Source organism: Amycolatopsis sp. NPDC048633, assembly GCF_040650695.1.
Taxonomy (GTDB): domain Bacteria; phylum Actinomycetota; class Actinomycetes; order Mycobacteriales; family Pseudonocardiaceae; genus Amycolatopsis.
The window spans coordinates 803,425-828,948 of record NZ_JBEZHS010000001.1 but is presented as its reverse complement, the minus strand read 5'-3'; the positions used below and the strand labels follow the sequence as shown (position 1 = coordinate 828,948).

Annotated in this window: 31 protein-coding genes; 19 read left to right on the top strand and 12 right to left on the bottom strand. The window is 71.5% G+C overall.

The annotated features are described in order from the left end of the window. Positions 1-45: 45 nt before the first annotated feature. From pstS to AB0C38_RS04145, 3 genes are all read right to left on the bottom strand, one after another. Positions 46-1,176, bottom strand: a complete 1,131-nt coding sequence (gene pstS / locus AB0C38_RS04155; protein ID WP_360666141.1) for a phosphate ABC transporter substrate-binding protein PstS — start codon at positions 1,174-1,176, stop codon at positions 46-48. A gap of 225 nt (positions 1,177-1,401) precedes the next feature. Continuing rightward, on the bottom strand, positions 1,402-2,307 hold the full coding sequence (gene mshD / locus AB0C38_RS04150) for a mycothiol synthase (RefSeq protein WP_360666139.1): 906 nt from the start codon (positions 2,305-2,307) through the stop codon (positions 1,402-1,404). 66 nt (positions 2,308-2,373) lie between these two features. Beyond that, positions 2,374-3,123 (bottom strand): response regulator transcription factor, encoded by a 750-nt coding sequence (locus AB0C38_RS04145; RefSeq protein WP_360666136.1) that lies wholly within the window; start codon positions 3,121-3,123, stop codon positions 2,374-2,376. 154 nt (positions 3,124-3,277) lie between these two features. Here AB0C38_RS04145 and AB0C38_RS04140 point away from each other — a divergent pair, with 154 nt between their 5' ends. The 6 genes from AB0C38_RS04140 (at position 3,278) to AB0C38_RS04115 (ending at position 6,503) form a co-directional block, all read left to right on the top strand. Then, on the top strand, positions 3,278-4,174 hold the full coding sequence (locus tag AB0C38_RS04140; RefSeq protein ID WP_360666133.1) for a DUF2993 domain-containing protein: 897 nt from the start codon (positions 3,278-3,280) through the stop codon (positions 4,172-4,174). A gap of 10 nt (positions 4,175-4,184) precedes the next feature. After that, positions 4,185-4,625 (top strand): thioredoxin family protein, encoded by a 441-nt coding sequence (locus AB0C38_RS04135; protein ID WP_360666130.1) that lies wholly within the window; start codon positions 4,185-4,187, stop codon positions 4,623-4,625. Between the two features lie 7 nt (positions 4,626-4,632). Next, positions 4,633-4,806 (top strand): putative leader peptide, encoded by a 174-nt coding sequence (locus AB0C38_RS04130; protein WP_360666127.1) that lies wholly within the window; start codon positions 4,633-4,635, stop codon positions 4,804-4,806. An 83-nt stretch (positions 4,807-4,889) separates the two neighbouring features. After that, positions 4,890-5,324 (top strand): DUF4395 domain-containing protein, encoded by a 435-nt coding sequence (locus tag AB0C38_RS04125; RefSeq protein WP_360666124.1) that lies wholly within the window; start codon positions 4,890-4,892, stop codon positions 5,322-5,324. A 31-nt stretch (positions 5,325-5,355) separates the two neighbouring features. Further along, positions 5,356-6,192 (top strand): sulfurtransferase, encoded by an 837-nt coding sequence (locus AB0C38_RS04120; RefSeq protein WP_360666121.1) that lies wholly within the window; start codon positions 5,356-5,358, stop codon positions 6,190-6,192. Beyond that, positions 6,192-6,503, top strand: coding sequence for a DUF1416 domain-containing protein (locus tag AB0C38_RS04115; protein WP_360666118.1), 312 nt, complete (start codon positions 6,192-6,194; stop codon positions 6,501-6,503). Before AB0C38_RS04120 ends, AB0C38_RS04115 begins: the two co-directional genes overlap by 1 nt. Positions 6,504-6,557: 54 nt before the next feature. Here the strand turns inward: AB0C38_RS04115 and AB0C38_RS04110 are convergent, their stop codons facing one another. Continuing rightward, positions 6,558-6,959 carry a MerR family transcriptional regulator gene (locus tag AB0C38_RS04110; RefSeq protein WP_360666115.1) on the bottom strand — a complete coding sequence of 134 codons (402 nt, stop codon included), beginning with the start codon at positions 6,957-6,959 and terminating at the stop codon, positions 6,558-6,560. Between the two features lie 45 nt (positions 6,960-7,004). Here AB0C38_RS04110 and AB0C38_RS04105 point away from each other — a divergent pair, with 45 nt between their 5' ends. The 5 genes from AB0C38_RS04105 (at position 7,005) to AB0C38_RS04085 (ending at position 11,069) form a co-directional block, all read left to right on the top strand. Beyond that, positions 7,005-8,360, top strand: coding sequence for a DHA2 family efflux MFS transporter permease subunit (locus AB0C38_RS04105; RefSeq protein WP_360666112.1), 1,356 nt, complete (start codon positions 7,005-7,007; stop codon positions 8,358-8,360). 127 nt (positions 8,361-8,487) lie between these two features. Beyond that, complete coding sequence (locus AB0C38_RS04100; RefSeq protein ID WP_360666109.1) at positions 8,488-9,102, top strand: FABP family protein; 615 nt, start codon at positions 8,488-8,490, stop codon at positions 9,100-9,102. Positions 9,103-9,106: 4 nt separating this feature from the next. Further along, complete coding sequence (pxpB, locus tag AB0C38_RS04095; protein ID WP_360666106.1) at positions 9,107-9,703, top strand: 5-oxoprolinase subunit PxpB; 597 nt, start codon at positions 9,107-9,109, stop codon at positions 9,701-9,703. After that, on the top strand, positions 9,700-10,545 hold the full coding sequence (locus AB0C38_RS04090; RefSeq protein WP_360666104.1) for a biotin-dependent carboxyltransferase family protein: 846 nt from the start codon (positions 9,700-9,702) through the stop codon (positions 10,543-10,545). The genes pxpB and AB0C38_RS04090 overlap by 4 nt, the downstream gene beginning before the upstream one ends. 98 nt (positions 10,546-10,643) lie before the next feature. Further along, positions 10,644-11,069, top strand: a complete 426-nt coding sequence (locus AB0C38_RS04085) for a hypothetical protein (RefSeq protein ID WP_360666101.1) — start codon at positions 10,644-10,646, stop codon at positions 11,067-11,069. Here the strand turns inward: AB0C38_RS04085 and AB0C38_RS04080 are convergent. Beyond that, positions 11,048-11,896 carry an aminodeoxychorismate lyase gene (locus AB0C38_RS04080; protein ID WP_360666098.1) on the bottom strand — a complete coding sequence of 283 codons (849 nt, stop codon included), beginning with the start codon at positions 11,894-11,896 and terminating at the stop codon, positions 11,048-11,050. The genes AB0C38_RS04085 and AB0C38_RS04080 overlap by 22 nt on opposite strands. Before the next feature lie 31 nt (positions 11,897-11,927). Between AB0C38_RS04080 and AB0C38_RS04075 the strand changes: the two genes are divergently transcribed. The 3 genes from AB0C38_RS04075 to AB0C38_RS04065 are packed head-to-tail and all read left to right on the top strand — an operon-like array spanning position 11,928 to position 14,612. Beyond that, positions 11,928-13,067 (top strand): folate-binding protein, encoded by a 1,140-nt coding sequence (locus AB0C38_RS04075; protein ID WP_360666095.1) that lies wholly within the window; start codon positions 11,928-11,930, stop codon positions 13,065-13,067. 49 nt (positions 13,068-13,116) lie between these two features. Beyond that, entirely contained in the window at positions 13,117-13,680 is a 564-nt protein-coding gene (locus AB0C38_RS04070) for an aerial mycelium formation protein (protein WP_360666092.1), read from the top strand. After that, positions 13,677-14,612: an asparaginase gene (locus AB0C38_RS04065; protein WP_360666089.1), complete on the top strand. Its 936-nt coding sequence runs from the start codon at positions 13,677-13,679 to the stop codon at positions 14,610-14,612. The genes AB0C38_RS04070 and AB0C38_RS04065 overlap by 4 nt, the downstream gene beginning before the upstream one ends. Positions 14,613-14,682: 70 nt before the next feature. Here AB0C38_RS04065 and AB0C38_RS04060 read toward each other — a convergent pair whose 3' ends face one another. Continuing rightward, on the bottom strand, positions 14,683-15,579 hold the full coding sequence (locus AB0C38_RS04060; RefSeq protein ID WP_360666086.1) for a hypothetical protein: 897 nt from the start codon (positions 15,577-15,579) through the stop codon (positions 14,683-14,685). Between the two features lie 207 nt (positions 15,580-15,786). Between AB0C38_RS04060 and AB0C38_RS04055 the strand changes: the two genes are divergently transcribed. Together AB0C38_RS04055 and AB0C38_RS04050 are read left to right on the top strand one after the other, a co-directional pair. Then, the gene (locus AB0C38_RS04055; protein WP_247059144.1) at positions 15,787-15,975 is read left to right on the top strand and encodes a DUF3073 domain-containing protein; all 189 of its coding nucleotides are present in this window, start codon (positions 15,787-15,789) and stop codon (positions 15,973-15,975) included. 109 nt (positions 15,976-16,084) lie between these two features. After that, positions 16,085-16,939 carry a 3-hydroxybutyryl-CoA dehydrogenase gene (locus tag AB0C38_RS04050; RefSeq protein WP_360666083.1) on the top strand — a complete coding sequence of 285 codons (855 nt, stop codon included), beginning with the start codon at positions 16,085-16,087 and terminating at the stop codon, positions 16,937-16,939. Here the strand turns inward: AB0C38_RS04050 and AB0C38_RS04045 are convergent. The 4 genes from AB0C38_RS04045 to AB0C38_RS04030 all read right to left on the bottom strand — a co-directional run bounded on the left by AB0C38_RS04045 (position 16,930) and on the right by AB0C38_RS04030 (position 21,133). Continuing rightward, the gene (locus AB0C38_RS04045) at positions 16,930-17,748 is read right to left on the bottom strand and encodes an ECF transporter S component (protein ID WP_360666081.1); all 819 of its coding nucleotides are present in this window, start codon (positions 17,746-17,748) and stop codon (positions 16,930-16,932) included. The genes AB0C38_RS04050 and AB0C38_RS04045 overlap by 10 nt on opposite strands. 79 nt (positions 17,749-17,827) lie before the next feature. Next, positions 17,828-19,438, bottom strand: coding sequence for an ATP-binding cassette domain-containing protein (locus AB0C38_RS04040; protein WP_360666078.1), 1,611 nt, complete (start codon positions 19,436-19,438; stop codon positions 17,828-17,830). Next, the gene (locus tag AB0C38_RS04035; RefSeq protein WP_360666076.1) at positions 19,435-20,502 is read right to left on the bottom strand and encodes a CbiQ family ECF transporter T component; all 1,068 of its coding nucleotides are present in this window, start codon (positions 20,500-20,502) and stop codon (positions 19,435-19,437) included. Before AB0C38_RS04035 ends, AB0C38_RS04040 begins: the two co-directional genes overlap by 4 nt. Beyond that, a complete protein-coding gene (locus AB0C38_RS04030; RefSeq protein WP_360666073.1) occupies positions 20,492-21,133 on the bottom strand; it encodes a hypothetical protein in 642 nt (213 codons plus the stop codon). Before AB0C38_RS04030 ends, AB0C38_RS04035 begins: the two co-directional genes overlap by 11 nt. A 77-nt stretch (positions 21,134-21,210) precedes the next feature. On the opposite strand from AB0C38_RS04030, the gene AB0C38_RS04025 reads away from it, so the two are divergent. The 3 genes from AB0C38_RS04025 (at position 21,211) to AB0C38_RS04015 (ending at position 23,971) form a co-directional block, all read left to right on the top strand. Further along, positions 21,211-22,116, top strand: a complete 906-nt coding sequence (locus AB0C38_RS04025) for a Gfo/Idh/MocA family oxidoreductase (protein WP_360666071.1) — start codon at positions 21,211-21,213, stop codon at positions 22,114-22,116. A gap of 262 nt (positions 22,117-22,378) precedes the next feature. Next, positions 22,379-23,035: a VanZ family protein gene (locus tag AB0C38_RS04020; RefSeq protein ID WP_360666068.1), complete on the top strand. Its 657-nt coding sequence runs from the start codon at positions 22,379-22,381 to the stop codon at positions 23,033-23,035. 180 nt (positions 23,036-23,215) lie between these two features. Next, positions 23,216-23,971, top strand: a complete 756-nt coding sequence (locus tag AB0C38_RS04015; protein ID WP_360666065.1) for a GNAT family N-acetyltransferase — start codon at positions 23,216-23,218, stop codon at positions 23,969-23,971. On the opposite strand, the gene arfB is transcribed toward AB0C38_RS04015, so the two are convergent. Both arfB and purM read right to left on the bottom strand, forming a co-directional pair. Next, entirely contained in the window at positions 23,968-24,384 is a 417-nt protein-coding gene (arfB, locus tag AB0C38_RS04010; RefSeq protein ID WP_360667487.1) for an alternative ribosome rescue aminoacyl-tRNA hydrolase ArfB, read from the bottom strand. The two genes, AB0C38_RS04015 and arfB, sit on opposite strands and share 4 nt — an antisense overlap. Before the next feature lie 49 nt (positions 24,385-24,433). Continuing rightward, entirely contained in the window at positions 24,434-25,504 is a 1,071-nt protein-coding gene (gene purM, locus AB0C38_RS04005; protein ID WP_086676524.1) for a phosphoribosylformylglycinamidine cyclo-ligase, read from the bottom strand. Between the last annotated feature and the right edge of the window lie 20 nt (positions 25,505-25,524).

Genomic DNA, 25,524 nt, shown 5'->3' with positions numbered 1-25,524 from the left:
GTTCTGACCAGCCTCTATCAACTCGGGTGTCAGTCGCAACGCGGGTTAGGAGATCGCCTTGACGGCGGCCAGGACCTTGGTCTGCAGCGACTGCGGGATCGGCACGTAACCCTTGGCGGACAGCGGCTGCTGGCCGTCGGTGGCGGCCACCGTCAGGAACGCCTTGACGGCCTTCGAGACATCGGCGTTCGCGTACTTGGAGCAGACGATCTCGTAGGTCGTCAGCAGCAGCGGGTAGGCACCCGGGGTGTTGCTGGCGTAGATGCCGTTGAGGTCGAGCGCGAGGTCGTTCGTGCCGTCCTTGAGGAACTTGGCCGAGTCGAGGGACTTCGCCACGTTCTCCGACGTCAGCTCGACGCCGCCGGAACCGCTGTCGATCAGCGCCGGGGTCAGGCCGTCCTTGGCGAACGCGCCCTCGACGTAGGTGATGGCGCCGTCGGCGGCCTTCACCGCGGTCGCGACACCGTTGGAGCCCTGCGCACCGTTGCCGACGCCACCGTTGAACTTCTTGCCCGCACCCTTGGTCCAGTCGGCCTTCGCCGCCGCGCCCAGGTACTTCTGGAAGTTGTCGGTGGTGCCCGACTCGTCGGCGCGGGAGACGACCTGGATGGCCTTGTCCGGCAGGTTCGCGCTCTCGTTGCCCTTGACCGCCTTGATGGCCGGGTCGTTCCACTTGGTGACGGTGCCGCTGAAGATCTTGGCGATGACCGACGGGGTCAGCGTCAGCTTGTCCACACCGGACAGCTTGTAGGCGACGGCCACCGGGCCGACGACCATCGGGATGTTCCAGGCGGGGCTGGCGCAGCGCTTGGTGGCGCCATCGAGGTCCGCGCCGGTGGCCGGCGAGTCCGAGCCGCCGAAGTCGATCTGGTTGGCGTTGAACTGCTTGACGCCGGCGCCCGAACCACTGGGGTTGTAGTTGACCTGCTGGCCCGAGCACTTCTTGCTGTACTGCTGCGTGAAGATGTCGATGGCGTTCTTCTGGGCCGACGAGCCTTCGGCGGAGAGCGGGCTCTTGCCACCGCACGCCACGTCGGCCGTGCCGGTGGCGGCCGGGGCGGCAGCCGAGTTCGAGCTGCTGCTGTTGGACGCCGCGGGGTCGGAACCACAGGCGGCGAGCACGAGGGCGGCGCTCGCGACGATGCCCACCGCGCTCAGGGGCCGCATGATCTTCACTGCTGTTTCCTCCATCAGGAGCTTGACCGGGTCGTCGCGGCGTACTACCGCGCCGGATCCGGACATTAGGCAGCCCTGGTGGACGGTCGGCCGTGAACAAATGAACGCGAAGTGAACAAGGCCCAGGATGTGAGCAGTGCTACTAGCCCGATAGGGTGCCGTGTCCCGGCCGTGACCTGCGCGTTCGCACACCGTGACGAACCGTTCGCGCGGCGTCCATCGTGGTCACCGACCGTACTGGACGTCGGTTTCGTGACGTGTGAACCCGAGCTTGGTGTAGACGGCGAGCGCCGGGGCGTTGTCGCCCTCGACGTACAGGATGATCTGCCGCAGCCCGCGGCCCGCGAGGTACCGCAGCCCGGCGAGCGTCAGCGCCCGGCCGAGCCCGCCGCCCTGCGCCGCCGGATCGACGCCCACGACGTAGACCTCGCCGACGCGTTCGCCGTCGAAGCGCCCCGGTGTCGCCTCGTGGACCTTCGTCCAGTGGAAGCCGATGACTTCGCCGTCCCGCTCCGCGAGGAAGAAGCCGGCGGGGTCGAACCACGACCGGCGCTCGTCGGCGCGGACGTCGTCGGCGGTCAGCGCGCCCTGCTCGGGGTGCCAGTCGAAGGCCAGCGCGTTGACCCGGACGACGGCGTCCTCGTCTTGGCCGGGCACGAATGTCCGCAGGGAGACGCCTTCGCGCAGCACCGGCTCGGGCCAGTCCGCGCCCTCGACGTCCGTGTGCAGGATCAGCAGCTCGCGCTTGCGCTCCAGGCCGGTCTTCACAGCCAGCTGCAGCGCCGCGGGGTGGTCGCCGTGCGCCCAGACCCGGAAGCCGACCGCGGCGCGCTCGTCGAGGGCCTGAAGGAGCTTCGCGCCGTAGCCGCGGTTGCGGTGGGCGGGGTGCACGAACAGCTCGGCGACCTGGTGGCCGAAGGAGTCGCCCGTGGTGTCGAGGTGGGCGTAGCCGACGACATCGCCCTCGACGCAGGCGACGAGGTGCTCACCGCCGTCGAACTCACCGGGCAGCGGCCCCTCGGGCTCGACCTCGGGCCGGCCGTCGGCTTCGCGTACGGCCAACAGCAGCCCGCGCACGTCCTCGAGCTGCTGCTCGTCCAGTTCCTGGCGCCACTCGCCTTCTCCGCTCACCCCGTGACCGTACCCGCGCGACAAGCAACGCGACGGCTCTCGGAGCGTCCTGGAAGTGTGGCGGCGTCAGTGCGCGAGTTCAGGGGCCTCGGCCGGCACCTCGGCCTGCGCGGGCACGGCCGCCCGCGCCGCGCCGCCCTTGGCGGGCCGCTCGAACTTGTAGCCGACGTTGCGCACGGTGCCGATCATCTGCTCGTGCTCCGGGCCGAGCTTGGCGCGCAGCCGCCGCACGTGGACGTCGACCGTGCGGGTGCCCCCGAAGAAGTCGTAGCCCCAGACCTCCTGCAGCAGCTGGGCGCGGGTGAACACCCGGCCGGCGTGCTGGGCGAGGTACTTGAGCAGCTCGAACTCCTTGTAGGTCAGCTCGAGGGTGCGCTTGCGCAGGCGGGCGGTGTAGGTCGCCTCGTCGATGACCAGCTCGCCGACCCGCAGCTCGGCTTCGACCTGGGCGGAACCGCCGTCGCGGGTCGTGACCAGCCGCAGCCGCGCGTCGACCTCGGCCGGGCCCGCGGTGGGCAGCAGGATGTCGTCGGTGCGCCATTCGGCGCTCACGGCGACGAGCCCGCCCTCGCCGACGACGGCGATGATCGGGGTGGCCGCCTCGTCCTCGCCGGTGCCCTTGAGCAGCCGGCAAAGGCTCTTCGCCGAGGCCAGGTCGCTGCGGGCGTCGAGGACGATCACGTCCCGGTGGCCCGCGTCGAGCAAAGCGGTCACTTCGGGAGCGCGGACGCGTACGGTGTGCGGCAGCAGGTCCAGCGCGGGAAGCACCGAAGTGGCGTCGGCTTCCGCAGTCAGTACCAGAAGGTCCAGGCTCATCAGCCGCACCGCCTTCACAGATCGTCGCCTCAGAGGTGGCGTTCGCCGGTGCTAAGTGAGAATAGCGGCTGAACGGCCGGGCACCTAACCCTTGCTGGATCGATCACACCTGGAGAAACCCCCGGTGTCCCCGACGAACAGGAGTACGGACGCGATGGTGAGCAGGCCCGTGACCCGGGACGACCGACCCGCACCGAGGCCGGACGCGCGGCGCCGCGGACGCCGCGGACGGCGGTGGGTGATCGCTCTCGTCGTTCTGGTGCTGCTGCTGGTCGGCGCCGATTTCGGGGCCGCCGCGTACGCCGAGCACACGATCTCCCAGAAGGTCCGCACGCAGCTGCAGCTGACCGACGACCCCTCGGTGACGATCCACGGCTTCCCGTTCCTCACGCAGGCGCTGGGCGGTGACTACAGTCACATCAGCGTGTCCGCCGCCGGCGTGCCGGTCGGCGACAAGCTCCAGGACGTCGCGCTCAACGCCGAGCTCGAGGACGTCAACGCGCCGCTGTCGGACCTCACGAACGGCAACACGAAGGCGATCACCATCGGCAAGCTGACCGGCTCGGTCACCATCAAGGCCGCCGACCTGGCCCGCATCTCGCCGCTGGACAAGATCAAGGACCTGCGGATCGAGTCGGCGACGACGGACTACGTCGAGAACGGCGACTCCGGCCAGGCCGAGCCCACGCCGACGACCACCACGACGACCGACGGCCAGACCGTCGACGAGTCGAGCACGGGTGTCCGCATTTCGGGACACCTTCAGTTCGCGGGCAAGGATCTGGAAATCTTCTGCTTCGCGATGATCGAGGCCGACGCGAAGGGCGGGGCGATCAACTTCGTCCCGAAGCGGCTGCAGTTCGGGAATGACCAGGAGACCACGGTCGTTCCCCAGGCAGTGCAGAACGCGCTGCTGCCGAACTTCCGGGCGTCGATCACCACGAAGGACCTGCCGCTGTCGGTCACCCCGACCGGCGTGCGGGTGCAGAGCGGATCGGTGACGATCAAGGGTGAGGCGACGAAGGTCTCCTTCGCGGAGCTGAGCAAGTAAGGAGCGGCCGGTGACGGGGCTGTGGGTGCTCGTGGCGGTACTGGTGGCCGGGCTGGCCGCCGGTGCGCTGCTGAAGGCTCGCAACGGCCGCGTGCGGGAAGCCGATCTTTCGAAGACGCTGCCCGCCCGTGAGCTGCCCGGCCCCGTCGCCGACGCCCTCGACCCGGCGTCCGCCGTGACACTGGTCCAGATCTCCACCACCTTCTGCGCGCCGTGCCGGCACGCGAAGGCCGTGCTCGGCCCCCTCGCCGAACGGACCGACGGCCTGCACCACGTCGAGCTCGACGTGACGAACCAGCCGGAGGTCGCGCAGTCCCTCTCCGTGCTCCGGACGCCGACGACGATCGCGCTGACCCCGGACGGCCGGGAGCTACTGCGCGTCGGCGGCGTCCCCAAGGGCCCCGAGCTGCTGGACGCGCTGAGGCCTCATCTCACGACTCGGACGCCCTGACCAGGGCATGTCCCACGTGCCGGGAATCGTCCCAAGGTATGAACGTGGTTCCCACTCTGAGGGAGCTCTGGGTACCCTCGCACCCGTGACCGGGCTGACCACCTTCTTGACGCAGCGACGCGCAGTCGACCTCTGCCGCGTCCGCAGCAGCCTGTGTCGTGCCTGCTCCGACCGGCGCTGAAGCACGTCCGGTCCCATCCCAGCCCTGATGCCGCTGACGCGTGCCGTTCGCACGCACCCCCCTCTGCTCCAGCTGGAGGAATCATGTCCGCCGGACCGGCCGTCGACCCGCGGGGCCCGCGGTTCGCCGCCATCCTGACCACGATCGTGCTCGCGGTCGTCCTGGTCACCCAATGGTGGCCACTGCTGGCGATCCAGACCGTCGTGTTCGCCATCGGCGCGTTCATCGGGCTGAAGCCGGCGCCTTACTCGATCGTGTACCGCGCGCTCGTGGCCCCGCGCCTCGGCCCGACCGACGAGCGGGAGGACGCGGCCCCGCTGCGGTTCGCCCAGTCCGTCGGGTTCGTGTTCGCGCTCGTCGGCACGATCGGCTTCGCGCTCGACGTCACCACGCTCGGCATCGTCGCGACGGCGTTCGCGCTGTTCGCGGCCTTCCTCAACGCGGCCTTCGACTTCTGCCTCGGCTGCGAAATGTTCTTGCTGATCAAACGCTTCAGTCCCGCCCGCGCGTCGTCCTGAAGTCCAACCCCAGAAAGAGAGTTCGCTTCCCATGAGCCGTGAAGACGTCCTGGTCACCACCCAGTGGGCCGAGGAGAACCTGGACACCCCCGGCGTCGTGTTCGCCGAGGTCGACGAGGACACCACCGCGTACGACGGAGGCCACATCCGGGGCGCGGTGAAGTTCGACTGGCGCAAGGACCTGCAGGACGGGGTGCGCCGCGACTTCGTCTCCAAGGAGGGCTTCGAGAAGCTCCTGTCGGAGAAGGGCATCTCGAACGACGACCGCGTGATCCTCTACGGCGGCAACAACAACTGGTTCGCCGCCTACGCGTACTGGTACTTCAAGCTGTACGGCCACCAGAACGTCCAGCTGCTCGACGGCGGGCGCAAGAAGTGGGAGCTCGACGGCCGTGAGCTGAACTCCGACGAGGTCAAGCGCGAGGCCACCAGCTACAAGGCCCAGGACCAGGACCTGTCCCTGCGCGCGTTCCGCGACGAGGTCGTCCAGTCCATCGGCGCGAAGAACTTCGTCGACGTCCGGTCGCCGGACGAGTTCTCCGGCAAGCTGCTCGCCCCGGCGCACCTGCCGCAGGAGCAGTCCCAGGTCCCCGGCCACATCCCGGGCGCGCTGAACGTGCCGTGGGCGAAGGTCGCCAACGAGGACGGCACCTTCAAGACCGAGAGCGAGATCGACGAGCTCTACAAGGAGCAGGGCATCGACGCCGGCAAGGGCACCATCGCCTACTGCCGGATCGGCGAGCGTTCGTCCATCGCGTGGTTCGCGCTGCACGAGCTGCTCGGCCACGAGGACGTGAAGAACTACGACGGTTCGTGGACGGAATACGGCTCGCTGGTCGGCGTGCCGGTCGAGTTGGGAGCCAAGTGATGGCGGTTGACGACAGCTGCGGCGCACCGGTCCAGGAGGCCACGCCGGCGGACTACGACACCAAGGGCCAGGTCGTCCTGGCCGGCAAGGTGACCGGCACGGACGGGCCGGTCGGCGGCGCGTTCGTCCGGCTCCTGGACGGCGGCGGCGACTTCACCGGCGAGGTCGTCTCCTCGGCCGACGGTGACTTCCGCTTCTACGCGGCACCGGGCGCCTGGACGGTGCGCGCGCTGCACCGCACCGGCAACGGCGAAGCCTCCGTCACCGCGGAGGGACCGGGCCTGCACCAGCTGGCCATTTCGGTCGCCTGAGTTTCAAGTCCGTGAAGGCCTCCTTACCGGCTTTAAGAGCCGGGAAGGAGGCCTTCACGGTTTTTCGGCGGCGGCCAGGACGCGCTCCGTGTGGTCCCGTAGTGAGGGGCACGTCTCGATGGGGTGGTCGCGGGGGCAGCGCAGGAAGTGGTTGAGGAACGTTTCGGCGATCGCGAGCTTCCGCCGCTGCTCGGCCAGCTCCGCGATCCGGTCGCGGACCACTGCGCGCCAGTCGCCGTGGTCGGGGCCGCGCAGCACGGCGGCGATCTCGTCCAGGCTGCAGAGACCGGTGTCCTGCAGCATCTTCACGGCGGCGAGCCGGTGCAGCTCGTCCGGGCCGTAGACCCGTTTCCCGCCTCGGCGCGACGCCGGGGAGACGATCCCGCGCTCGTCCCAGTACCGCAACGCGGACACCGCGACGCCCACTGTCGAGGCCGCTTCACCGATGGAAAGCATGCGGTGAGTTGACCTCAAGCCGGGTTGAGGTCGCAAGCTGTTTAGGTGACCCTAACCGCTCCCGCGACCCGCGCGGGCCTGCTCACCGCCGTCTTCCTGGGCAGCTTCATGGCCCTCCTCGATGTCAGCGTGGTGAGCGTCGCGCTGCCGACCATGCAACGGACGCTGGGCACGAGCTTCAGCGGCCTGCAGTGGATCATCGACGGCTACACCGTGGCCCTCACCGCCGTGATCCTCTCCGGCGGCACCCTCGGCGACCGCTACGGCCGCAAGCTCGTCTACCTGACCGGGCTGACGCTGTTCACGGTCGCGTCGGTCGGCTGCGCGCTGGCGCCGACCCTCGAACTGCTGGTCACCGCCCGGATCGTCCAGGGCTTCGCTGCCTCCGCCGTCATCCCGGGCTCGGTCGCCCTGCTCGCGCACGCGTTCCCGGAGCCGGCCGAGCGGGCGCGGATGATGGGCTTGTGGGGCACGGTCGCGGGCTGCGCGCTGGTGCTCGGCCCGCTGATCGGCGGCCCGCTGACGGACGCCTTCGGCTGGCCCGCGATCTTCCTGCTCAACGTGCCGATCGGGCTCGTCGCCGTCGTCATGGGCCGCCGCGGGATCGCCGAGTCCCGCGACCCGGCGCACGGCGCGCTCGACCTGACCGGGCAAATCCTCGGCGCGCTGTGGATCGGCCTGCTGACGTTCGCCGTGATCGAAGCCGGCCGGCTCGGCCTGAGCCCGTCCGTGCTGGTCACCGGGGCCCTCGGGCTCGCCGCGCTGACCGCGTTCCTCGTGGTCGAGCTGCGGGTGCCGCACCCGATGCTGCCGGTGCGGCTGTTCGCCCGGACGCGGTTCTCGGTGGCCATCTTCGCCGCGTGGAGCCTCGGGTTCGCGGCCTATCCGGCGGTGTTCCTGATCGGCGTCTACCTGCAGCAGGCCCGCGGCGCGACGGCGACCGAGGCGGGCGTGCAGATGCTGCCGTACGTGCTGACGAACGTCGCCGCGGCTTTCACCGCCGGACGGCTCTCGGCGCGCTACGGCGCGGAACGGCTGCTGCCGATCAGCTACTTCGTCGCGGCCGTCGGCTCCTTCGCGTTCCTCCTGCTGGACGCCGCGAGCCCGTACTGGCTGGTGGCGCTCGCGTTCGCGCTGGCCGGCGCCGGGGTCGGGCTGTCGGTGACGCCGTCGAACATCGTCGGGCTGGCCGGGCTGCCGGGCAACCGCAGCGGGATCGCGTCGGCGACGGTCAACGCCGCCCGCCAGACCGGCACCGCGCTCGGCGTCGCCGCGCTGGGTGCCCTGCTGGCCCGCGGTTCGACGCTGCCGAGCGGCCTGCACGCGGCGATGGGCGTGGGCGGCGTGGTGCTGCTCGCGGTGACCGTGCTCACCGCGGTGACCCTGCGCCGGGCCGGGTGAGCGGCGGCGGACTATTCTGCTGGGCGTGGAAGCTCTGTTTACGACCTTGCTGGTGCTGGCGGGTGTCGCCATCACGTGGTTCGCCGTGTACGTCGTCTACCGGCTTTACGCGGACCAGCGCTGACCGATGGCCGACAGCGGCGACGACGCCATCGCAGCAGCGGAGATGCGCGCGGAGAGCACCCGCGTGCGCAACCTTCCGCTGTGGGACGACCTGCCCATCCCCAACGACACCGCGAACCTGCGCGAGGGGCCGAACCTCAACGACGCCTGCCTCGCGCTGCTGCCGCTCGTCGGTGTCTGGCGCGGTGAGGGCGAGGTCGACTACCCGACCATCGAAGGCCCGCGCAAGTTCGCGCAGCAGCTGACGATCTCGCACGACGGCCGCCCGTTCCTCGTCCACGAGGCGCGCGCGTGGCTGCTCGACGACGACGGCAACGTCATCCGCCCCGCCGCCCGCGAGTCCGGGTTCTGGCGGCCGCAGGAGGACGACACGCTCGAGCTGCTGCTCACGCACAACACCGGCATCGTCGAGCTGTACTACGGCAAGCCGCGCAACCAGACGTCCTGGGAGCTCGGCACCGACGCGGTGGTCCGCACGTCCACGGCGAAGGACGTCACCGCGGCCCAGCGGCTCTACGGCCTCATCGAAGGATCCCTCGGCTACGTCGAGGAACGCGCCATGATGGGCCAGGAGCTGCAGCCCCACACTTCGGCACTGCTGCGCCGCGTCGTCGGCTGACGCCGTGCGCTGGCGGCGGTGCGGCGAGGACGCCGCCCTGCTCGACTGCGACTCGCTCGAGCAGATGCGGGCCGCCCACGCGACAGTCTGCGCGTCCCGTCCCGACGGCGTCATCGACCTGGTGCCGGGCGCGCGCAGCCTGCTGGTCGTCGGCGGGGTCGCGGCCGTGCGGGCCCTGCTCGACGGCGCCGACCTGACGCACCCGCCCGCCGGTGAGCCGCGCGAAGTCACGCTCGACGTCCGCTACGACGGCGAAGACCTCGACCTGGTCGCCTCGGACGCCGGGGTTTCCCCGGAAGCTGTCGTCGCGCTCCACACGGAAGCCGTCTACACAGTGGCGTTCACCGGCTTCGCGCCCGGATTCGGCTACCTGACCGGACTTCCGGCGCAACTGCAGCAGCCGCGGCTGGAGTCCCCGCGCACCCGCGTCCCGGCCGGTTCGGTGGGATTGGCGGGCGAGTTCACCGGCGTCTACCCGCGCGAATCGCCGGGTGGCTGGCGGCTGCTCGGGCACACGTCGGCGACGCTGTTCGACCCGCACGCCGACCCTCCCGCCCTCTTCGCGCCGGGCGACCGCGTCCGCTTCCGGAGCGTCCGATGAGGGCCCTGGAGGTCTTCGACCCCGGGCGGTACGCGCTGGTCGAAGACCTGGGCCGGCCCGGCTACGCGCACCTCGGCGTGGCTCCTTCGGGCGCGCTGGACGTCTCGTCGCTGCGGCTCGCGAACCGGCTGGTGGGCAACTCCGAGGACGCCGCCGGCGTCGAAGCGCTGCTGGGCGGCCTGTCGGTGCGGTTCACGGCGTCGGCGACGGTGGCGGTGACCGGCCCGGCGGTCGACGTCCGGGTCGACGGCCGCTCCTACGGTTCCCACGTTCCCGTGCCGGTGCGGGCCGGGCAGACGCTGTCGGTCGGCACGCCGTCGACCGGATTGCGCTGCTACCTGGCGGTGTCCGGCGGGATCGCGGTCGAACCGGTGCTGGGCAGCCGCTCGCGCGACGTCCTGTCCGGCATCGGGCCCGCACCGCTGAAGGCCGGAGACGTGCTGCCGCTCGGCGAGCCCGGGATCCCGGCGGGCGCGGACGTCGTCGTCCCCGTCCCGGCACCGGACGAACTCGTGGTCCCGGTGACGCTCGGCCCCCGCGACGACTGGCTCGACGAGCCGGCCGGCGGGCTGTCGGCCTGGTGGACGGTCACGGCCGAATCGAACCGCGTCGGCCTGCGGCTCGACGGGACGCCGTTTCGCCGGGTCACCGAGGGCGAGCTGCCCAGCGAAGGCGTGGTCACCGGGGCGATCCAGGTGCCGCCGAGCGGGCTGCCGGTGGTGTTCCTCGCCGACCACCCGACGACCGGCGGCTACCCCGTCGCGGCCGTCGTCCGGGCCGGCGCGTTGAGCGCGCTGGCGCAGGCCCGGCCGGGCACCCGGGTGCGGTTCCGGATGTCCTGAAAGTCCTGTACCGCCACGCGAGTGAGACCCAGGTCACGCCGTGCACCCGTCCGCGTGAGGCCTGGAACCATGTCGCGCCGCCGCCCGTCCTCATAGGCGTGGAGAAGGTGACGATCAGCGGTGGCACGGGTTTCCTCGACGTGAACACGCGGGTGCGGGCCGAGCTGCCGCAGTCGTTGCGGATCGCGCTGGCCACCGGTCAGCTGCGCCGCCCGCTCGCCACCACGCTCGGCCCGGTCCTCGACCTGCTCGTCGACGGCGACTACCGCGTGAGCGGCCCGGAACGGCTGCCCGACGACCAGCTGCTCACCCCCACCGACGTCTGGCCGCCATCCGACGAAGCCCGCGTCGGCTACTACCGGACCGCCATCCGCACCGGCCACCGCCCGGTCGCGGTCCTGCTGGCCGACGTCGACCGCGAGCTGATCATCGACGGCCACCACAAGATCGCCGCCTACCGCGCCGAAGAGATCGCCCCGGCCGTCGTCCGGATCAGCCTGGGTCAGGCGTACTCGGCCTCGTAGGCCGCCACGAGCTCGCCGTACACCGCCGACGCGTCGGCCAGCCGCTCGCCGTCCAGCGTGTGCACCCGGGTCAGCCTGCGCACGCTCGAAGCCATGAAAACGCCGTCGCCCTCGACGAGGTCGCGCACGGTCAGCGGCTCCACCTTGACCGACCAGCCGGCCTTTTCGGCGCCGCGGAACAGCGCGGCCTGCGTGGTGCCCGGGAGGATGCCGATGCTCGACGGCGGCGTGTAGAGCGTCCGGCCCTTCGCCAGCACCACGGTCGACGTCGGCCCTTCGAACACCGAACCGTCGGCGGCGGTGAAAATCACATCTTCGGCGCCGCGGCGGCGGGCCTCGCGCACCGCGGCCATGTTCATCGCGTACGACAACGGCTTCGCGCCGAGCAGCAGCCAGGGCGCGCGCTCGGCGAGGTCCGGCGGGAAACCGCGGTCGAGGGTGACCGCGGCGACGCCTTCGGCGCGGGCCCGCAAGATCGACGGCGCGACCTCCGAACCGAGCGCGAACCCGGTCGGCACGGCGTCGGGGTCGCCGTCGGAACCCCTGGTGTAGACCAGTTTCAGCGCCATTTCGGCGCTGCCGGACCACCGTTCGAGGACCGCCGCGACAACGCGTTCCCAGGCACTCAGGTCGGGCTCGGGGAGGTCGAGCATGGCGGCCGAACGGGCGAGCCGCTCGAGGTGTGGCCGCAGTTCGCGAGGCTTGCCGTCGACGACCAGGATCGTCTCGAAGACGCCGTCGCCGCGCTGCAGACCGAGGTCGTCGACCTTGATCTGGGCGGTGCCGGGGTCGGCCGGGGTTCCGTCGAGGAAGACGAGCACGCGCATGCCGCCACGGTACTCACCTAGGCTGGGCGGTATGCCGTACCGCTCGCCGCTGCTGGACGTGCCCGGATCCATTCCGCCGCCTGACGACCACCCCGAAGGCGGCGTCCCCTGGCACTGGGGAGACCCGTTCGCGGAGCAGCGCACGGCGTCGCGCGGGGTGGTCGTGATCGACCGGTCGCACCGCGAGTTCATCGCCGTCACCGGGGACGAACGGCTGTCGTGGCTGCACCTGGTGATCTCGCAGCACGTGACCGAGCTCGCCGAGGGAACCGGCACCGAGGCGCTGGTGCTCGACAGCCAGGGCCGCGTCGAGACGCACATGGTGGTGGCGCACCTCGACGGCACCGTCTACCTCGACACCGACCCGGGCACGAGCGTCACCAGCGCGCTGCCCAAGGGCGGGCCCCAGACGCTGATCGAGTACCTCGAAGCCATGAAGTTCTGGTCCAAGGTGGACATCCGCGACGCGACCGGAGAGTTCGCGCTGCTCAGCGTGCTCGGCCCGGACTCCGAGCGCGTGCTGAGCGCGGCCGGCGTCGAAGTCGGCCCGGAGCCGTACGCGGTCGCGGCGCTGCCCGGGGGCGGCTTCGCCCGGCGCATGCCGTGGCCGGGCCGCTCCAGCGTCGACTTGGCGGTGCCGCGCTCCGAACTCGGCACCTGGTGGAAGCGGCTCACCGACGCGGGTGCCCGCGCGGCCGGCAGCTGGGTGTTCGACGCACTGCGCGTCGAGTCGCTGCGGCCGCGGCTGGGCGTCGACACCGACGAGCGCACGATCCCGCACGAGGTGAACTGGGTCGGCTCGGCCGCGCACGTCGCGAAGGGCTGCTACCGCGGCCAGGAGACGGTGTCGAAAGTCCACAACGTGGGCCGTCCGCCGCGGAACCTGCTCCTGCTGCACCTCGACGGTTCGCCCGAAATCCGGCCGGAGCCCGGCGATCCGGTGCTGCTCGACGGCCGGACGGTCGGCCGCGTCGGCACGGTGATCCAGCACCACGAGCTCGGCCCGATCGCGTTGGCGCTGGTCAAGCGCTCGACGCCGGTGGACGCGGAGCTGCTGACCGGCTCCGGCGACGCCCCCGCCGACCTCGTCCAAGCCGCGATCGACCCCGACTCCGTCCCGTCGGAGAAGCCCGCGCCGGGCCGCGCGGCGGCGGCGCAACTTCGTGGCTGAACAAAAGCCCCTGACGGCGAGATCACGCTCAACCGGGATAAACTGCGCTGTGATCGAAGTGCGGCCCGGCGGCAGGCGGCGAATCGACCGCGTGCTCGGCCCGGGGTACCTCAGCGGCCTGGGTGATCTGCCGCTGAAGGTGCTGCGCGAGCGGCGCGACGAAGCCGCGCAGGAAGAGACGGACCTGTCCTACCTGCGCCGTCTCCTGCACGCCCGGATCGACATCGTGCGCGCGGAGCAGGCGCGGCGCAGCTCCGGTGGCGAGTCGAGCATCGTCGACCAGCTGGCCACGATCCTGGCGGACAACGCGCTGGGCCCGGCCGCGGGTTCGGGACGCCACCAGCAGCTCGAGCCGTCGCGCGCCGGCGAGCACCGCCGGCACGCCGAAGCCCTGATCGGCGACACCGACCTCACCGACGTCGAGTCCCTGACGGACGAAAAGCTCGCCTCCGCTTTGGACACCTACGCCAGCGAAGAGCTGTCGGTGTCGTCCTTCCGGCGCGAGGTCCAGGGCGTGATGGACACGTTCAACGCGGAGATCGCGAAGCGCTACCAGCAGGGTTCGGCCACTGTGGACGAGCTGCTGGAGAACGAAGGCGGGCGCGGCGAGTGACGAACCCCGTCCTCGCCGAGGTCGTCCGTTCCGGGTTCGTCGAAAGCGTCCACCGCGGCGCGCTCGTGGTCACCGGCCCCGAAGGCGAGGCGCGCCTTGCCCTCGGCGACGTGGTCTCCCCGGTCTTCCCGCGCTCGTCGAACAAGCCGCTGCAGGCCGTCGGGATGCTGCGGGCGGGCCTGGACTTCACCGGCGAGGATTTGGCGCTGGCGTGCGCGTCGCACTCCGGCGAGCCGGGGCACGTCAAGCGGGTCCTCGAGCTGCTTGCGGCGGCCGGGCTGCACGAGAACGACCTCGCGTGCCCGCCCGACTTCCCGCTGCACGTGCCGAGCATGCGCGACGCCGCCGAGCCGCGGCGCGTGATGATGAACTGTTCGGGCAAGCACACGGCGATGCTGACGACGTGCGTCCGCGCCGGCTGGCCGACGTCCGGGTACGAGTCCCCGGACCACCCGCTGCAGCAGGCGATCGCGTCGACTGTCGAGGACCTGACGGGCGAGCCGATCGCCCACACGGGAGTCGACGGCTGCGGCGCGCCCCTGTTCGCGTTTTCGCTGACGGCGCTGGCCCGCGCGTTCGGCCGCGTGGCGCTCGCCCCATCCGGACCGTCAGAGGCGGTCCGCTCGGCGATGCGGACGCACCCGTGGCTGGTCGCGGGCACCGGCCGCGAGGACACGGAGCTGATGTCCGCCGTGGACGGTCTCATCGCGAAGGGTGGAGCGGAGGGCGTCCACGCGTTCGCCCTCCCGGACGGTTTCGCGGTGGCAATGAAGATCGACGACGGCAACAAGCGAGCGTGCGCACCGCTGGCGGTCGAGGCGTTGCGATACCTGGGTGCGGACGTTTCGGGCCTCGAGGGTCTGGCTCGCGGCTCGGTTCTCGGAGGCGGCCGCCCGGTGGGCGAAGTGCGGGTCCCGGAGCTGCGGGGCTGAACCCCCAGGTCGGCGCGGCTCGACTGCTCGGCGCAGCCCAGCCGTCGAGCGGCGAAGCCGGTCGGCGGCGTCAGTTCGAGCGTTCGCGGGACGCCAGGTCGCCCCAGAACTCGCGCAGGTCGGAGAACAGCTCGGCCAGCTCCTCGACGTTGCCCGAGCGCAGCGCGTCCAGGATGTCGTGCACCTCTTCGGCCGTGTTGTCGGACTCCAGGATCGGGTCCGCGAACAGCTGCACCAGCCCGCCGTAGTCGAGCTCGACCACCGAGTCCGCGTGGAAGTTGTCCAGCCACCGCCGCGTCTCGTACAGCACGCGCCCCGGTCCGGAGTCGCCGAACGTCTGCTCCAGCAGCTCACCGGCCTCGCGCGCGCGGTGCTGCGCGTCGGCGAGAGTCGTGCGCCAGGAGACCTCTCGCTTCGGGTCGTCGCGGCCGCTGCCGAGCACCAGCCGTCGCTCGTTCGGGTCGATCAGCACGAACCACGGCAGCGGGACGGTCCAGGTCGTCGACAGCGTGTGCGCCGCCGACGTGCTCAGGTCCACCATCGCCGACTTCGTCCGCGCGCGGATCGTCTCCTGGGTGAAGCCGCCCTCGTCGAGGACGACGTTCTTCAGCGCCGGGTGCGCGTCGCCGAGGAAGGTGACCAGCGCGGCGGCCGAGCGGGCCCGCAGCTCCAGCGGGCAGACGAACGGCCCGTGCTCGCCCTTGCCGTCCGGCACGTCCTCGGTGGAGAGCACCAGGACATCGGTCAGCAGGCTCGGCGCGGGACGCCCGTCGGCGAGCTCGGCGGGCAGCAGCCGCCGCGGCGCGGCGACCTGTGACTTGAGCCACATGGCCTGCTCGCGCGCCCCCGCGTCCGTCCTCTGCAGCTTGGCCGCCGCGACGGCCGCACGCAGCCGTTCGCCCGGCGGATCGCCGAGGGCGAGCAGCGGTTCGTACACCCGCAAGTAGGCCACGAAGGGACGGAGCACGAGTAGATCGTGGCACGCCTACCTGCGCGGATCGTCACCGACCGGCCGGTAACCGGCGTCCGGCGGACACTGTCACCACCGGCACACCGTGCCACGTCGCATCGAACCCCCCGGACACGGTACGGTGTGAGCAGGAAAGAATTGTCGAGACGATGCGGGGCCGCCGATTCCCCCGGCCGCCCCGCCCCTGTGCGAGGGGGTCGAGCCATGGGGCGCGGCCGGGCTAAGGCCAAGCAGACGAAGGTGGCGCGCGAGCTCAAGTACAGCTCGCACGAGACCGACTTCGATGCTTTGCAGCGCGAGCTGTCGACTGGTTCCTCTAGTGGTCACTATGAGGAGCCCGATAGCAATGATCAAGATCCGTACGACGACGGGTACGACGAGTACCGTCGTTGAGCACGCGTAACCGCGCGAGGGCGTAGCCGGGCACAACTCGGCGACCGCCCTCGTGCGCTGCGTGCTGCCCAAAAACCTGCGGGTGCCAAGCGGATGAAGGAGTGAACCGGTGGTAAGTCGGGTTGGAGTCGTCGGGGCGGGACTGATGGGTTCCGGCATCGCCGAGGTGCACGCGCGGTCCGGATTGGACGTCGTGGTCACCGAGGTGAACCAGCCGGCGCTCGACGCGGGCCAGGCCCGGATCGAGAAGTCGCTCCAGCGCGGCGTCAAGAACGGCAAGCTCTCTCCCGAAGACGCCGACGCGGCGCGGAGCCGCCTCCGCTTCACGACGGACATCGCCGAGTTCGCCGACCGCGAACTGGTCATCGAGGCGATCCTCGAGCAGGAGCAGGCGAAGGTCGACGTCTTCCGTCAGCTGGACAAGATCGTCGAGGCGGAGGACGCGCTGTTCGCGTCCAACACGTCGTCGATCCCGATCATGAAGCTGGGCATGGCGACGAGCCGGCCGCAGCAGGTGGTCGGCATCCACTTCTTCAACCCGGTGCCGGTGCTGCCGCTGGTCGAGCTGGTGCCCTCGCTGCTGACCAGCGAGGAGACGGCCCGCCGCGCGGAGGAGCACGCGACGACGGCGCTGGGCAAGACCGTCATCCGGTCGCAGGACCGCGCCGGGTTCATCGTGAACTCGCTGCTGGTGCCGTACCTGCTCTCGGCGATCCGCATGATCGAGTCGGGCTTCGCGTCGGCGGAGGACATCGACCGCGGCATGGAGCTGGGCACCGCCCACCCGATGGGCCCGCTGCGCCTGTCCGACCTGATCGGGCTGGACACGATCAAAGCCATCGCGGACTCGATGTACGCGGAGTTCAAGGAGCCGCTGTACTCGTCGCCGCCGCTGCTGCTGCGCATGGTGGACGCGGGCCTGCTGGGCAAGAAGACCGGCCGGGGCTTCTACTCCTACGGCTGATCGAAGGTCACGGGCGCGTCGAAGGCCGCCCGCCTCGCGGCGCGCCGCAGCACGGCCAGGACGGCCGGCCCCAGCAGCACGATCGCGACGGCGTTGGTGATCGCGCGGCCGGTGTCCCAGCCGAGGGTCGACGTCAGGACGGTGAACACCGCGAACCGGTGAAGGTTGTCCAGCAGCGGCGCGCCGGCGATGAACCCGAGGTCGCCGGTGGTGCCGGCGAGGAACGGCCACGACCAGAGGCTCATGAGGAGCCCGAAGAAGTAGGCCGCGAAGACGCCGTACGCCACGAGCAGGGCGATTTCGGCTTTCCCGCGCGCTTTCCGCGGCAGCAGCCCGGCGCCGAGCCCGATGAGTGACGACGCGAGCATCTGGAACGGCAGCCACGGCCCGACCCCGGCGGTGAGCAGCGCGCTCGTGAAGAGCGAAGTCGAACCGAGCACGAACCCGAACCCGGGCCCGAACACCCGCCCGGCGAGCACGAGCAGGAAGAACACCAGCTCGATGCCCCCGGTCCCGCCCCCGAGCGGCCGCAGCCCGGCATTGACCGCCGAGAGCACGCCGAGAAGGGCGAGCGCTTTGGCATCGATGCCCCCGCGGGAGAGTTCGGCGAGGACGACGAGGATCAGCACGGGCAGGGTCGCCATGAAGACGAACGGGGCATCCATGCTGTGCGCGGCCGCGCTCGGGTCGGGGTGCGCGAAGAGGGGCCAGCAGAACATGGCGAGGCCGAGGACGCTCGCGGTGCCGAGGACCAGCGCCGGCTGAAGGGTGACGCGGACGGCGCGGGCCGGGCCGAGGAAGTCGGTCATGCCGAGCCCTCCGCAGCTTCGACGCCGCAGTTGAGCGCCCCGGATGCTTCCGGGCACGGCCGCCGATCGAGCAAGCTCCTCATGCCAGCGCTTCCGCTACCTCGTCCACCGTCAGCCACCGCTCCGGCGCCAGGATCTTCGCCACCTGCGGCGCGAACGCCGGCGACGCGACGATCACCTCCTTCGTCGGGCCGTCCGCGACCACCTCTCCCTCGGCCATGACCACCACGCGATGCGCCACCGTGGCCACGAACTCGACGTCGTGGGTGGCCAGCAGCACCGCGTGGCCCTGCGAGGCCAGCTCTCGCAGGGTCGCCGCGAAGCGCCTTTTCGCGTGGTAGTCCAGGCCGCGGGTGGGCTCGTCGAGCAGCACGACCGGCGGGGCCGATGCCAGCTGGACCGCCAGCACCAGCGCCAGTCGCTGCCCTTCCGAGAGATCACCGGGGTGCGCTTCACCGGCGATCCCGGGGGCCAGCCGGTCCAGCAGGGCCCGGGCCGTTCCCGCCGCGACCTCCGATTCGGTGTCGGCCTGTGCGCACTCGGCGTCGACCGAATCGAGGTACAGCAGGTCGGCCGGGGTCTGCGGGACCAGCCCGACGCGCTGACGGGCCACTCGTGGCTTGAGCGACGCGGGATCCGCGCCACCGACGTCGACCTTCCCCGCCGACCTCGGTCCGCTGCCCTGCACCGCCCAGAGAAGCGACGACTTGCCGGAGCCGTTGCGTCCCATCAGCGCGACCACTTCCCCCTGCCCGACACGCAGGTCCACCCCGCGCACCGCCAGGACATCGCCGTAGCTGACCACCACCCCTCTCACATCCAGTGCTCGACCGGTCACCGAGAGAGTAGAACCCACCACCGACAATTTCTGATCAACCAACGAGAGGCGTGCTCGCAGCGGCCCCGCGACCCGCCGCGCGTCCCGCACCGACAACGGCAGCGGCGACCACCCCGCCAGCCGCCCCAGCTCGGCGATCGGCGGCGCGATCGACGACGTCGCCAAGATCTCCGAAGGCGGGCCGGACCGCACCGAACCGTCGCCCGGCAGGTACAGCACCCGGTCCGCGTACTGCGCCACCCGCTCCATCCGGTGCTCCGCGACGACCACCGTCGTCCCGAGGTCGTGCACCAGCCGGGTGATCGCCGCCAGCACGTCCTCGGCCGCCGTCGGGTCCAGTGCCGACGTCGGTTCGTCGAGCACGACGACCGAAGGGTGGGCCGTCAGCACCGAGCCGATCGCGACGCGCTGCTGCTGCCCGCCCGACAGAGTCCGAAGTGGACGGTTGCGCAGCTCCGCGATCCCCAGCAGGTCAAGGGTTTCCTCGACGCGCTTGCGCATGACGTCCGGCGCCACCGCGAGCTGCTCCATCGCGTACGCCAGCTCCTCCTCGACGGTATCCGTCACGAACCCCGAAAGCGGGTCCTGCCCCACGACCCCGACCACCGCGGCCAGCTCACGCGGCGGATGAGACGCGGTGTCCAGCCCGCCCACGAGCACCCGCCCGGCCAGCCGCCCGCCGGTGAAGTGCGGGACGAGCCCGTTGATCGCGCCGAGGAACGTCGACTTGCCGGCCCCGGTCGGCCCCGCGACCAGGCACAGCTCGCCCTCCTCGACCAGCAGCGAGACGTCCGAAAGCACCGGCCGCGAGGCGTCCGGGTAGGTCACCGTGACCCGCGAGAACTCGATCACCGGACGACCTCCGACGAGGGCGGGCGGGGCGCGGCGAACGCCGGCACCACCGCGATGAGCAGGGACACCACGTGGACCAAGGAGACCTCAGGCCACCGCAACGGGCTCAGCGACGGGTACAGGTTCGCCGGATCGACCTGAGCGGAGAGGAAGAGCGAAACGCACGACCCGATCCCGGCCAGCACGACCAGCGTCTCCGGCCACCGCCACGGGTCCGGCCGGTACGCCGTCCGCCGCACGCGCCGCCCGCCGACGACGAACCCCACCACCGCCACCACCAGCCCCGCGGCCAGCAGGGGCACGCCGAGCCACGACGACGTCCCGTCGAGCACGCCGTAGACGCCGACGCACACGCCGACCAGCCCGAACAGAACACAAGCGGCGATCACCGCCCGCACGCCGGGGCTCAGGTACGCCCGGCGCCCGTAGCCCCGGGAGTCCATCGCGGCCGCGAGCCGCAGCGACCGGTCCATCGCGTCCGCCAGCACCGGCACCACGATGCCCTTCACCGCCCGCAGCCCGCGAGTGCGCCCCGCCCGCAGCCGCCGGGCCCGGCGCACGCGCTGCACGCTCTCGACGAGCTGCGGCGCCACCGTCAGGGCCACCGTGACCGCCGTGCCCACCTCGTACAGCGCGCCGGGGACGGCCTTGAGCAGGCGTTTCGGGTTGGCCAGGGCGTTCGCCGCGCCGACGCAGACGACCATCGTCGCCAGCCGCAGGCCGTCGTAGAACCCGCCGAGCAGCGCCTCCGCCGACGTCGGACCGAGCAGGGACAGCCCGGCGGTCAGCGGGATCCGCGGCAGCGCGAGGAGCACGTGCCCGCCGTCCTCGCCGCCGACCAGGATTCGGAACAGCACGCGCGAAGCGACGATCAACGCGCCGACGTACGCGTACAGCCGGAACGCCAGCGCCCAGGGCGCGTCACTCCGCCGGTTCGCGACCACGAACCCCGCGACGGCGATGATCAGGCCGAGCAGCAGCGGGTTCGTCGTCCGGCTGGCGGCGACGGCCAGCGCGAGCGCCCAGACCCACCAGGCGCCGGGGTGCAGCGCCCTACTGCCCACGCTGACGCCGGCGCCGCGACGCGACGAACACACCCGCGCCGGCCAGCAGCAGGATCACGACGCCGCCGATCACGAAGCCCCACGGAAACTCGACGTCACCGGCCTTCGCAACGTCCGGAGCGGCCGTCGCGGCCTGACGCACCGGCGGCACGCGCGGCGGCGTCGGCATGTCGTTCGCCGTCTTCGGCCGCGCGAAGGCCCAGCCCTCGAAGCCACCGGGCACCGGCTTCGAAGTCTGCGCGCCCTCCTGGCTCGACTCCCAGGCGCCGCCCGCCGACGCGTGCCAGTAGCCCCAGTACGCCGTGGCCGAGGGCATTCCGGCGCACGACTCGACGTCCGGGCCCGGCTTGCCGTCGATCCGGCAGGCCACGGCGAGGCCGTACTTCTGCGAACCGGTGATGTCGATCCCGGCCTCCTGCAGCGCCGCGATGCCGTTCGCGGGCGCGCCGGGGGCGCAGCGGACGAGCGGCTGCGGGCCCAGGTCACCGAAGTCGACGACCACCGTGACCCCGCCACCCTCGGCGCACGAGCCCGCGGTCCCCGTCGCCGAAGCGGGCGCGGCCCCGGCGAGGCAGGCGGCCAGCAAGAAGCCGCAGGCAGCGGAGAACCGGGCGAAGCGCGAGGCGATCATGCAGGCACTTTATCCAGGACGGCACCCGCCGAAGGTGCGGTTCCGGCGCGACGAGCGACACACCTAGACTGCGATCCGTGGGACAGCTCATCGCGGACGGACAGCTGCGCGTCGGCCTGATCGGCGCCGGCCCGTGGGCGGCGACCATCCACGCGCCCGGCCTGGCGGATCACCCCGGCACGGCGCTCACCGCGGTCTGGGCCCGGCGCCCCGAGGCCGCGCAAACGCTTGCGGACACGCACTGCGCGGCCACCGCGAGCAGCGTCGAGGAGCTGTTCGAGCAGGTGGACGCGGTCGCGCTGGCGGTTCCGCCGTCGATCCAGGCCGAGCTGGGCGTGCGCGCGGCCGAAGCCGGGAAGCACCTGATCCTGGAGAAGCCGATCGCCGCCGACCTCGCCGGCGCGCGGCGGCTGGCCGACGCCGTCGCGGCCGCCGACGTCGCCGCGCTCGTCGTGCTGACCCTGCGGTACTCGGCGCAGACCCAGGAGTGGCTCGCCGGCCTCGCCCAGGCGGGCGGCTGGGCCGGGGGCGGCGCGCGCTGGCTGTCCGGCGCCCTGCTCGGCAGCCAGTACGCCGCGTCGGAGTGGCGCCAGGAGGACGGCGGCGCGCTGTTCGACGTCGGTCCGCACGCGCTCGACATGCTGGACGCCGCGCTCGGCCCGATCACCGAGGTGGTGGCCGCCCGGCAGAGCCCCGGCGACCTCTGGCACCTGATGCTGGCGCACGAAGACGGCGTGGTCAGCACCGCGACGCTGTCGCTGCGGCTGCCGGTGCAGCCGACCGTCGTCGAGGTCGCCGTCTGGGGACAGCACGGATATCGGACACTCGGGCGCAAACCGGGCTCGGCGCAGGAGTCCTACACCGCGCTGCTGGACGACTTCGCGGCGATGATCGCCAGCGGCACCACGACGCACCCCTGCGACGTCCGCCGTGGTCTGCACCTGCAGATCCTCCTCGAGCAGGCCCGGAAGCTGGCCGAGTAGTACACAGGCCCACATCGCGGGTTTACGTTGTGAAGTAAGGCTTCCTCACAAACTCCCCGAATTCATCCACAGGGTTGTCCACAGCCTCCACTGTGGACGGTTCGCCTCCCGACCGAACCACGGGAACCCCCGCCGCGCCACCGGAAAGATCACCGAATAGTGCGGTCCGCTCGGACTGCCGAGTCGATCTCGTGATGCGAAGGTGATCTTGGGAGGGCCAACGCGCATCGAAGTTTCTTGAGGGGTTCGAGAAGGGAGGCGCATGGAAGCCCTGCTGCGCGCCTTCTGGGGGATGATTCCGGTTTCGGCCATCGCGCTGCCGTACGCGCTGCTCGGCTGGCCACTGCTCGCCGCCCGCCGGCGGCGAAGACTTCCCGCCCGCTACGCGACCGCGACAGCCGGCGTAGACAGCGCGGCCTTCCTCGTCGCTTTTCTGGTGTTGTGCCTGGTCACGATGCCCGTCGGCAGTTCCGGCGTGAGCACGCTCGACCTCGTTCCCGGCGCCGACATCACCGCGGCGTTCGGCGACGACGGGTCACTCTGGCAGGTGATCGGCAACGTCCTGCTGCTGTGCCCCCTCGGGGCGTTGCTGCCCTTGCGGATGCGCCGCCTGCGCACCCTGCTGCGGATCGCGCTGGCCGCGCTGGTCGCGTCCGTGCTGGTGGAAGGTACGCAATATCTGATCCACACCGGCCGGGTGACCTCGACCGACGACGTCCTGCTGAACACGGCGGGCGCCACGCTCGGCGCGGCGCTGAGCCGCCGCGGCTGGCGCGCGCTCGACCTGCCGCCGCCGGTGCCCGTGGCCATCCCGGCGCAACGCCGGACGATCTGCGAGGCCCCGACGCTCAGGATGCGCGTTCCCCGATCGGTCTGGGACACGCGGTACGCGGCCATCGCGCACCGGGAACGTCAGTAAATCCGGTTGCGGGCCATGTCACGATGGCCCGGAAGAGCCCCTTCGAGTCAAGGAATGACCGCCTATGCCTGGCGCCGCCTCCGGCGTCGGCTCCCGCTAGGCCGACGCCCAGCGATCCGCCCGCAAGCCCGTTCTGGGGCTGCGGTCCCTTGGCATGCTCTCGAAAGGCTCAACCCAGCGATGTCCGCTATCCAGACGTATGTCCGCAAGACGGCCCCCCGCGGCCGGCACACCGAGCAGGTCGGCCCCTTCCTGGCCACCTACTCGCCGGGCACGGCCCACCCGATGCTCAACTACGCGATCCCGGACGACGGCGCGAAGCCGACGACGGCCGAGATCGACGCCCTGACCGAGGCGTTCCGGCAGCGGGGCCTGCTCCCGCGGCTGGAGTACTTCACCGACGTCGCCCCCGACCTGGAGAACCTGCTGGTCGGGGCCGGTTACGTGCTGGAGCGGCGGGTCGCGCTGATGACCTGCGTCCCGGCGAGGTTCGCCGACCGCCCCGCCCCGGGCGGTTACGCCATCCGCGAACCGGAGTCCGACGACGACTACCGGGGGATGCGCGCGGCGCAGAACCAGGCGTACGGCGAACCGGCCGGGGAAGTCACCGGCCAAGACCTCGAGAAGGCGAAGAAGAGCAAGGCGGCCGGCGTCGTGTCCGCGCTCGTCGAACACCTGGCCACCGGCGAGGTCGTCGGCGGCGGGGTCGCCCTCGAAATCGTCGACGGCACCACCGAGGTCGCCGGCATCGGCGTGCTCGACAGCCACCGCCGGCGCGGTCTGGCCGGGGCGCTCACGGCGTTCCTGACCAGGGACGCGTTCGCGAAGGGCGCGCAGAGCGCGTTCCTGACCCCCGGTGACGGCGAGATCCAGCGCATCTACGCCCGCGTCGGCTACCAGCCGGCCGGCGAGTGCGTGCACATCTCTCTGAGCTAATCCTCGAAGCGGCCGGAGCGGCCTCGTTTCACGTCGCTCCGGCGCTTCTTCGACGCCAGGCGGCGCTCCTTCGAACCGCGAGACGGCTTCGTCGGGCGCCGCTTGGCGGGCGGTGGCGCCGAGGCGTCCCGCAGGAGGTTCGCCAGGCGGCCGCGCGCCGCTTCCCGGTTCTGCAGCTGCGAGCGGTGTTCGCTGGCCGCGATCGTCAGGACGCCGTCGACCAGCCTCGGGCCGAGCTCGGCCAGGACCCGGTCACGCAGGTGCTCCGGGATCGACGGCGACGCCGCCACGTCGAAGGACAGCTCGACGCGCGAGTCGGTGGTGTTCACGCCTTGCCCGCCCGGGCCGGACGACCGCGAAAAGCGCTCGTTCAACTCGGCTCCCGGGATCGTGAACCGGGAGCCGATCACCACGTCTTCGGCTGCCACACCCTCAAGTGTGACAGCCCCGAGCAAGCACGTTTCAGAAGCGCGGGTGGTCGCCCGAGAGCACCGCGCGCGGGCCGTCGACGTCACCGGCCGGCTGAACGTCGCCCAGGATCCACGCCGGGACGTGCCGCGCGGTCAGCATGGCCAGCGCCCGGTCGACGTCCTCGGCCCCGACGATCGCGACCATGCCGACGCCCATGTTGAAGGTCTTCTCCAGCTCGGCCCGCTCGACCTTGCCGCGCTGGCCGATCAGCGCGAACACCGGCGCCGGCGTCCAGGTGCCGCGCTCGAGCCGGGCGACCAGGCCGCGCGGCATGACGCGGGCCAGGTTCGCCTCCAGGCCACCGCCGGTGATGTGCGCGAACGTCCGGACCTCGGTCTCGGCCGCGAGCGCGAGGCAGTCCTTGGCGTAGATCCGCGTCGGCTCCAGCATCTCCTCGCCGAGGGTGCGGCCGAACTCCTCGACGTGCCCGCCGAGCGGCATCCGCGCGATGTCCAGCAGCACGTGCCGGGCCAGCGAGTAGCCGTTCGAGTGCAGGCCGGACGAGCCGAGCGCGAGCACGACGTCACCCGGGCGGACCTTCTCCGGCGAGAGCAGCTGCGACGCCTCGACGACGCCGACGCCGGTGGCCGACATGTCGTAGTCGTGCTCGCCCATCAGGCCGGGGTGCTCGGCGGTCTCCCCGCCCAGCAGCGCGCAGCCGGCCTGGACGCAGCCCTCGGCGATGCCCCCGACCAGCGCGGCGATCTTCTCCGGGTGCACCTTGCCGACGGCGATGTAGTCCTGCAGGAACAGCGGCTCGGCGCCGGTCACGACGAGGTCGTCGACGACCATGGCGACCAGGTCGATGCCGACCGTGTCGTGCTTGTCCAGCGCCTGCGCGACCGCGATCTTGGTGCCGACGCCGTCGGTCGACGACGCGAGCACCGGCTCCTTCCACTTGTCGAGCTTCAGGGAGAAGAGCCCGGCGAAACCGCCGACGCCACCCATCACCTCGGGGCGCGTGGCCCGCTCGGCGTGCGGTTTGAGCAGCTCGACGGCTTGGTCACCGGCGTCGATGCTGACCCCGGCGGCGGCGTACGTGGCGCTCGTGGACTCGCTCACGGTGGAAGGACTCCCTACTG

Bases quoted from the DNA above. Each gene is read 5' to 3' on its own strand.
- AB0C38_RS04145 (WP_360666136.1), bottom strand. From the start codon at position 3,123: ATGAGCCTGGACCTTCTGGTACTGACTGCGGAAGCCGACGCCACTTCG.
- AB0C38_RS04140 (WP_360666133.1), top strand. From the start codon at position 3,278: ATGGTGAGCAGGCCCGTGACCCGGGACGACCGACCCGCACCGAGGCCG.
- AB0C38_RS04130 (WP_360666127.1), top strand. From the start codon at position 4,633: ATGTCCCACGTGCCGGGAATCGTCCCAAGGTATGAACGTGGTTCCCAC.
- AB0C38_RS04125 (WP_360666124.1), top strand. From the start codon at position 4,890: ATGTCCGCCGGACCGGCCGTCGACCCGCGGGGCCCGCGGTTCGCCGCC.
- AB0C38_RS04120 (WP_360666121.1), top strand. From the start codon at position 5,356: ATGAGCCGTGAAGACGTCCTGGTCACCACCCAGTGGGCCGAGGAGAAC.
- AB0C38_RS04115 (WP_360666118.1), top strand. From the start codon at position 6,192: ATGGCGGTTGACGACAGCTGCGGCGCACCGGTCCAGGAGGCCACGCCG.
- AB0C38_RS04110 (WP_360666115.1), bottom strand. From the start codon at position 6,959: ATGCTTTCCATCGGTGAAGCGGCCTCGACAGTGGGCGTCGCGGTGTCC.
- AB0C38_RS04100 (WP_360666109.1), top strand. From the start codon at position 8,488: ATGGCCGACAGCGGCGACGACGCCATCGCAGCAGCGGAGATGCGCGCG.
- AB0C38_RS04090 (WP_360666104.1), top strand. From the start codon at position 9,700: ATGAGGGCCCTGGAGGTCTTCGACCCCGGGCGGTACGCGCTGGTCGAA.
- AB0C38_RS04080 (WP_360666098.1), bottom strand. From the start codon at position 11,896: ATGCGCGTGCTCGTCTTCCTCGACGGAACCCCGGCCGACCCCGGCACC.
- AB0C38_RS04075 (WP_360666095.1), top strand. From the start codon at position 11,928: ATGCCGTACCGCTCGCCGCTGCTGGACGTGCCCGGATCCATTCCGCCG.
- AB0C38_RS04055 (WP_247059144.1), top strand. From the start codon at position 15,787: ATGGGGCGCGGCCGGGCTAAGGCCAAGCAGACGAAGGTGGCGCGCGAG.
- AB0C38_RS04045 (WP_360666081.1), bottom strand. From the start codon at position 17,748: ATGACCGACTTCCTCGGCCCGGCCCGCGCCGTCCGCGTCACCCTTCAG.
- AB0C38_RS04030 (WP_360666073.1), bottom strand. From the start codon at position 21,133: ATGATCGCCTCGCGCTTCGCCCGGTTCTCCGCTGCCTGCGGCTTCTTG.
- AB0C38_RS04020 (WP_360666068.1), top strand. From the start codon at position 22,379: ATGGAAGCCCTGCTGCGCGCCTTCTGGGGGATGATTCCGGTTTCGGCC.
- AB0C38_RS04015 (WP_360666065.1), top strand. From the start codon at position 23,216: ATGTCCGCTATCCAGACGTATGTCCGCAAGACGGCCCCCCGCGGCCGG.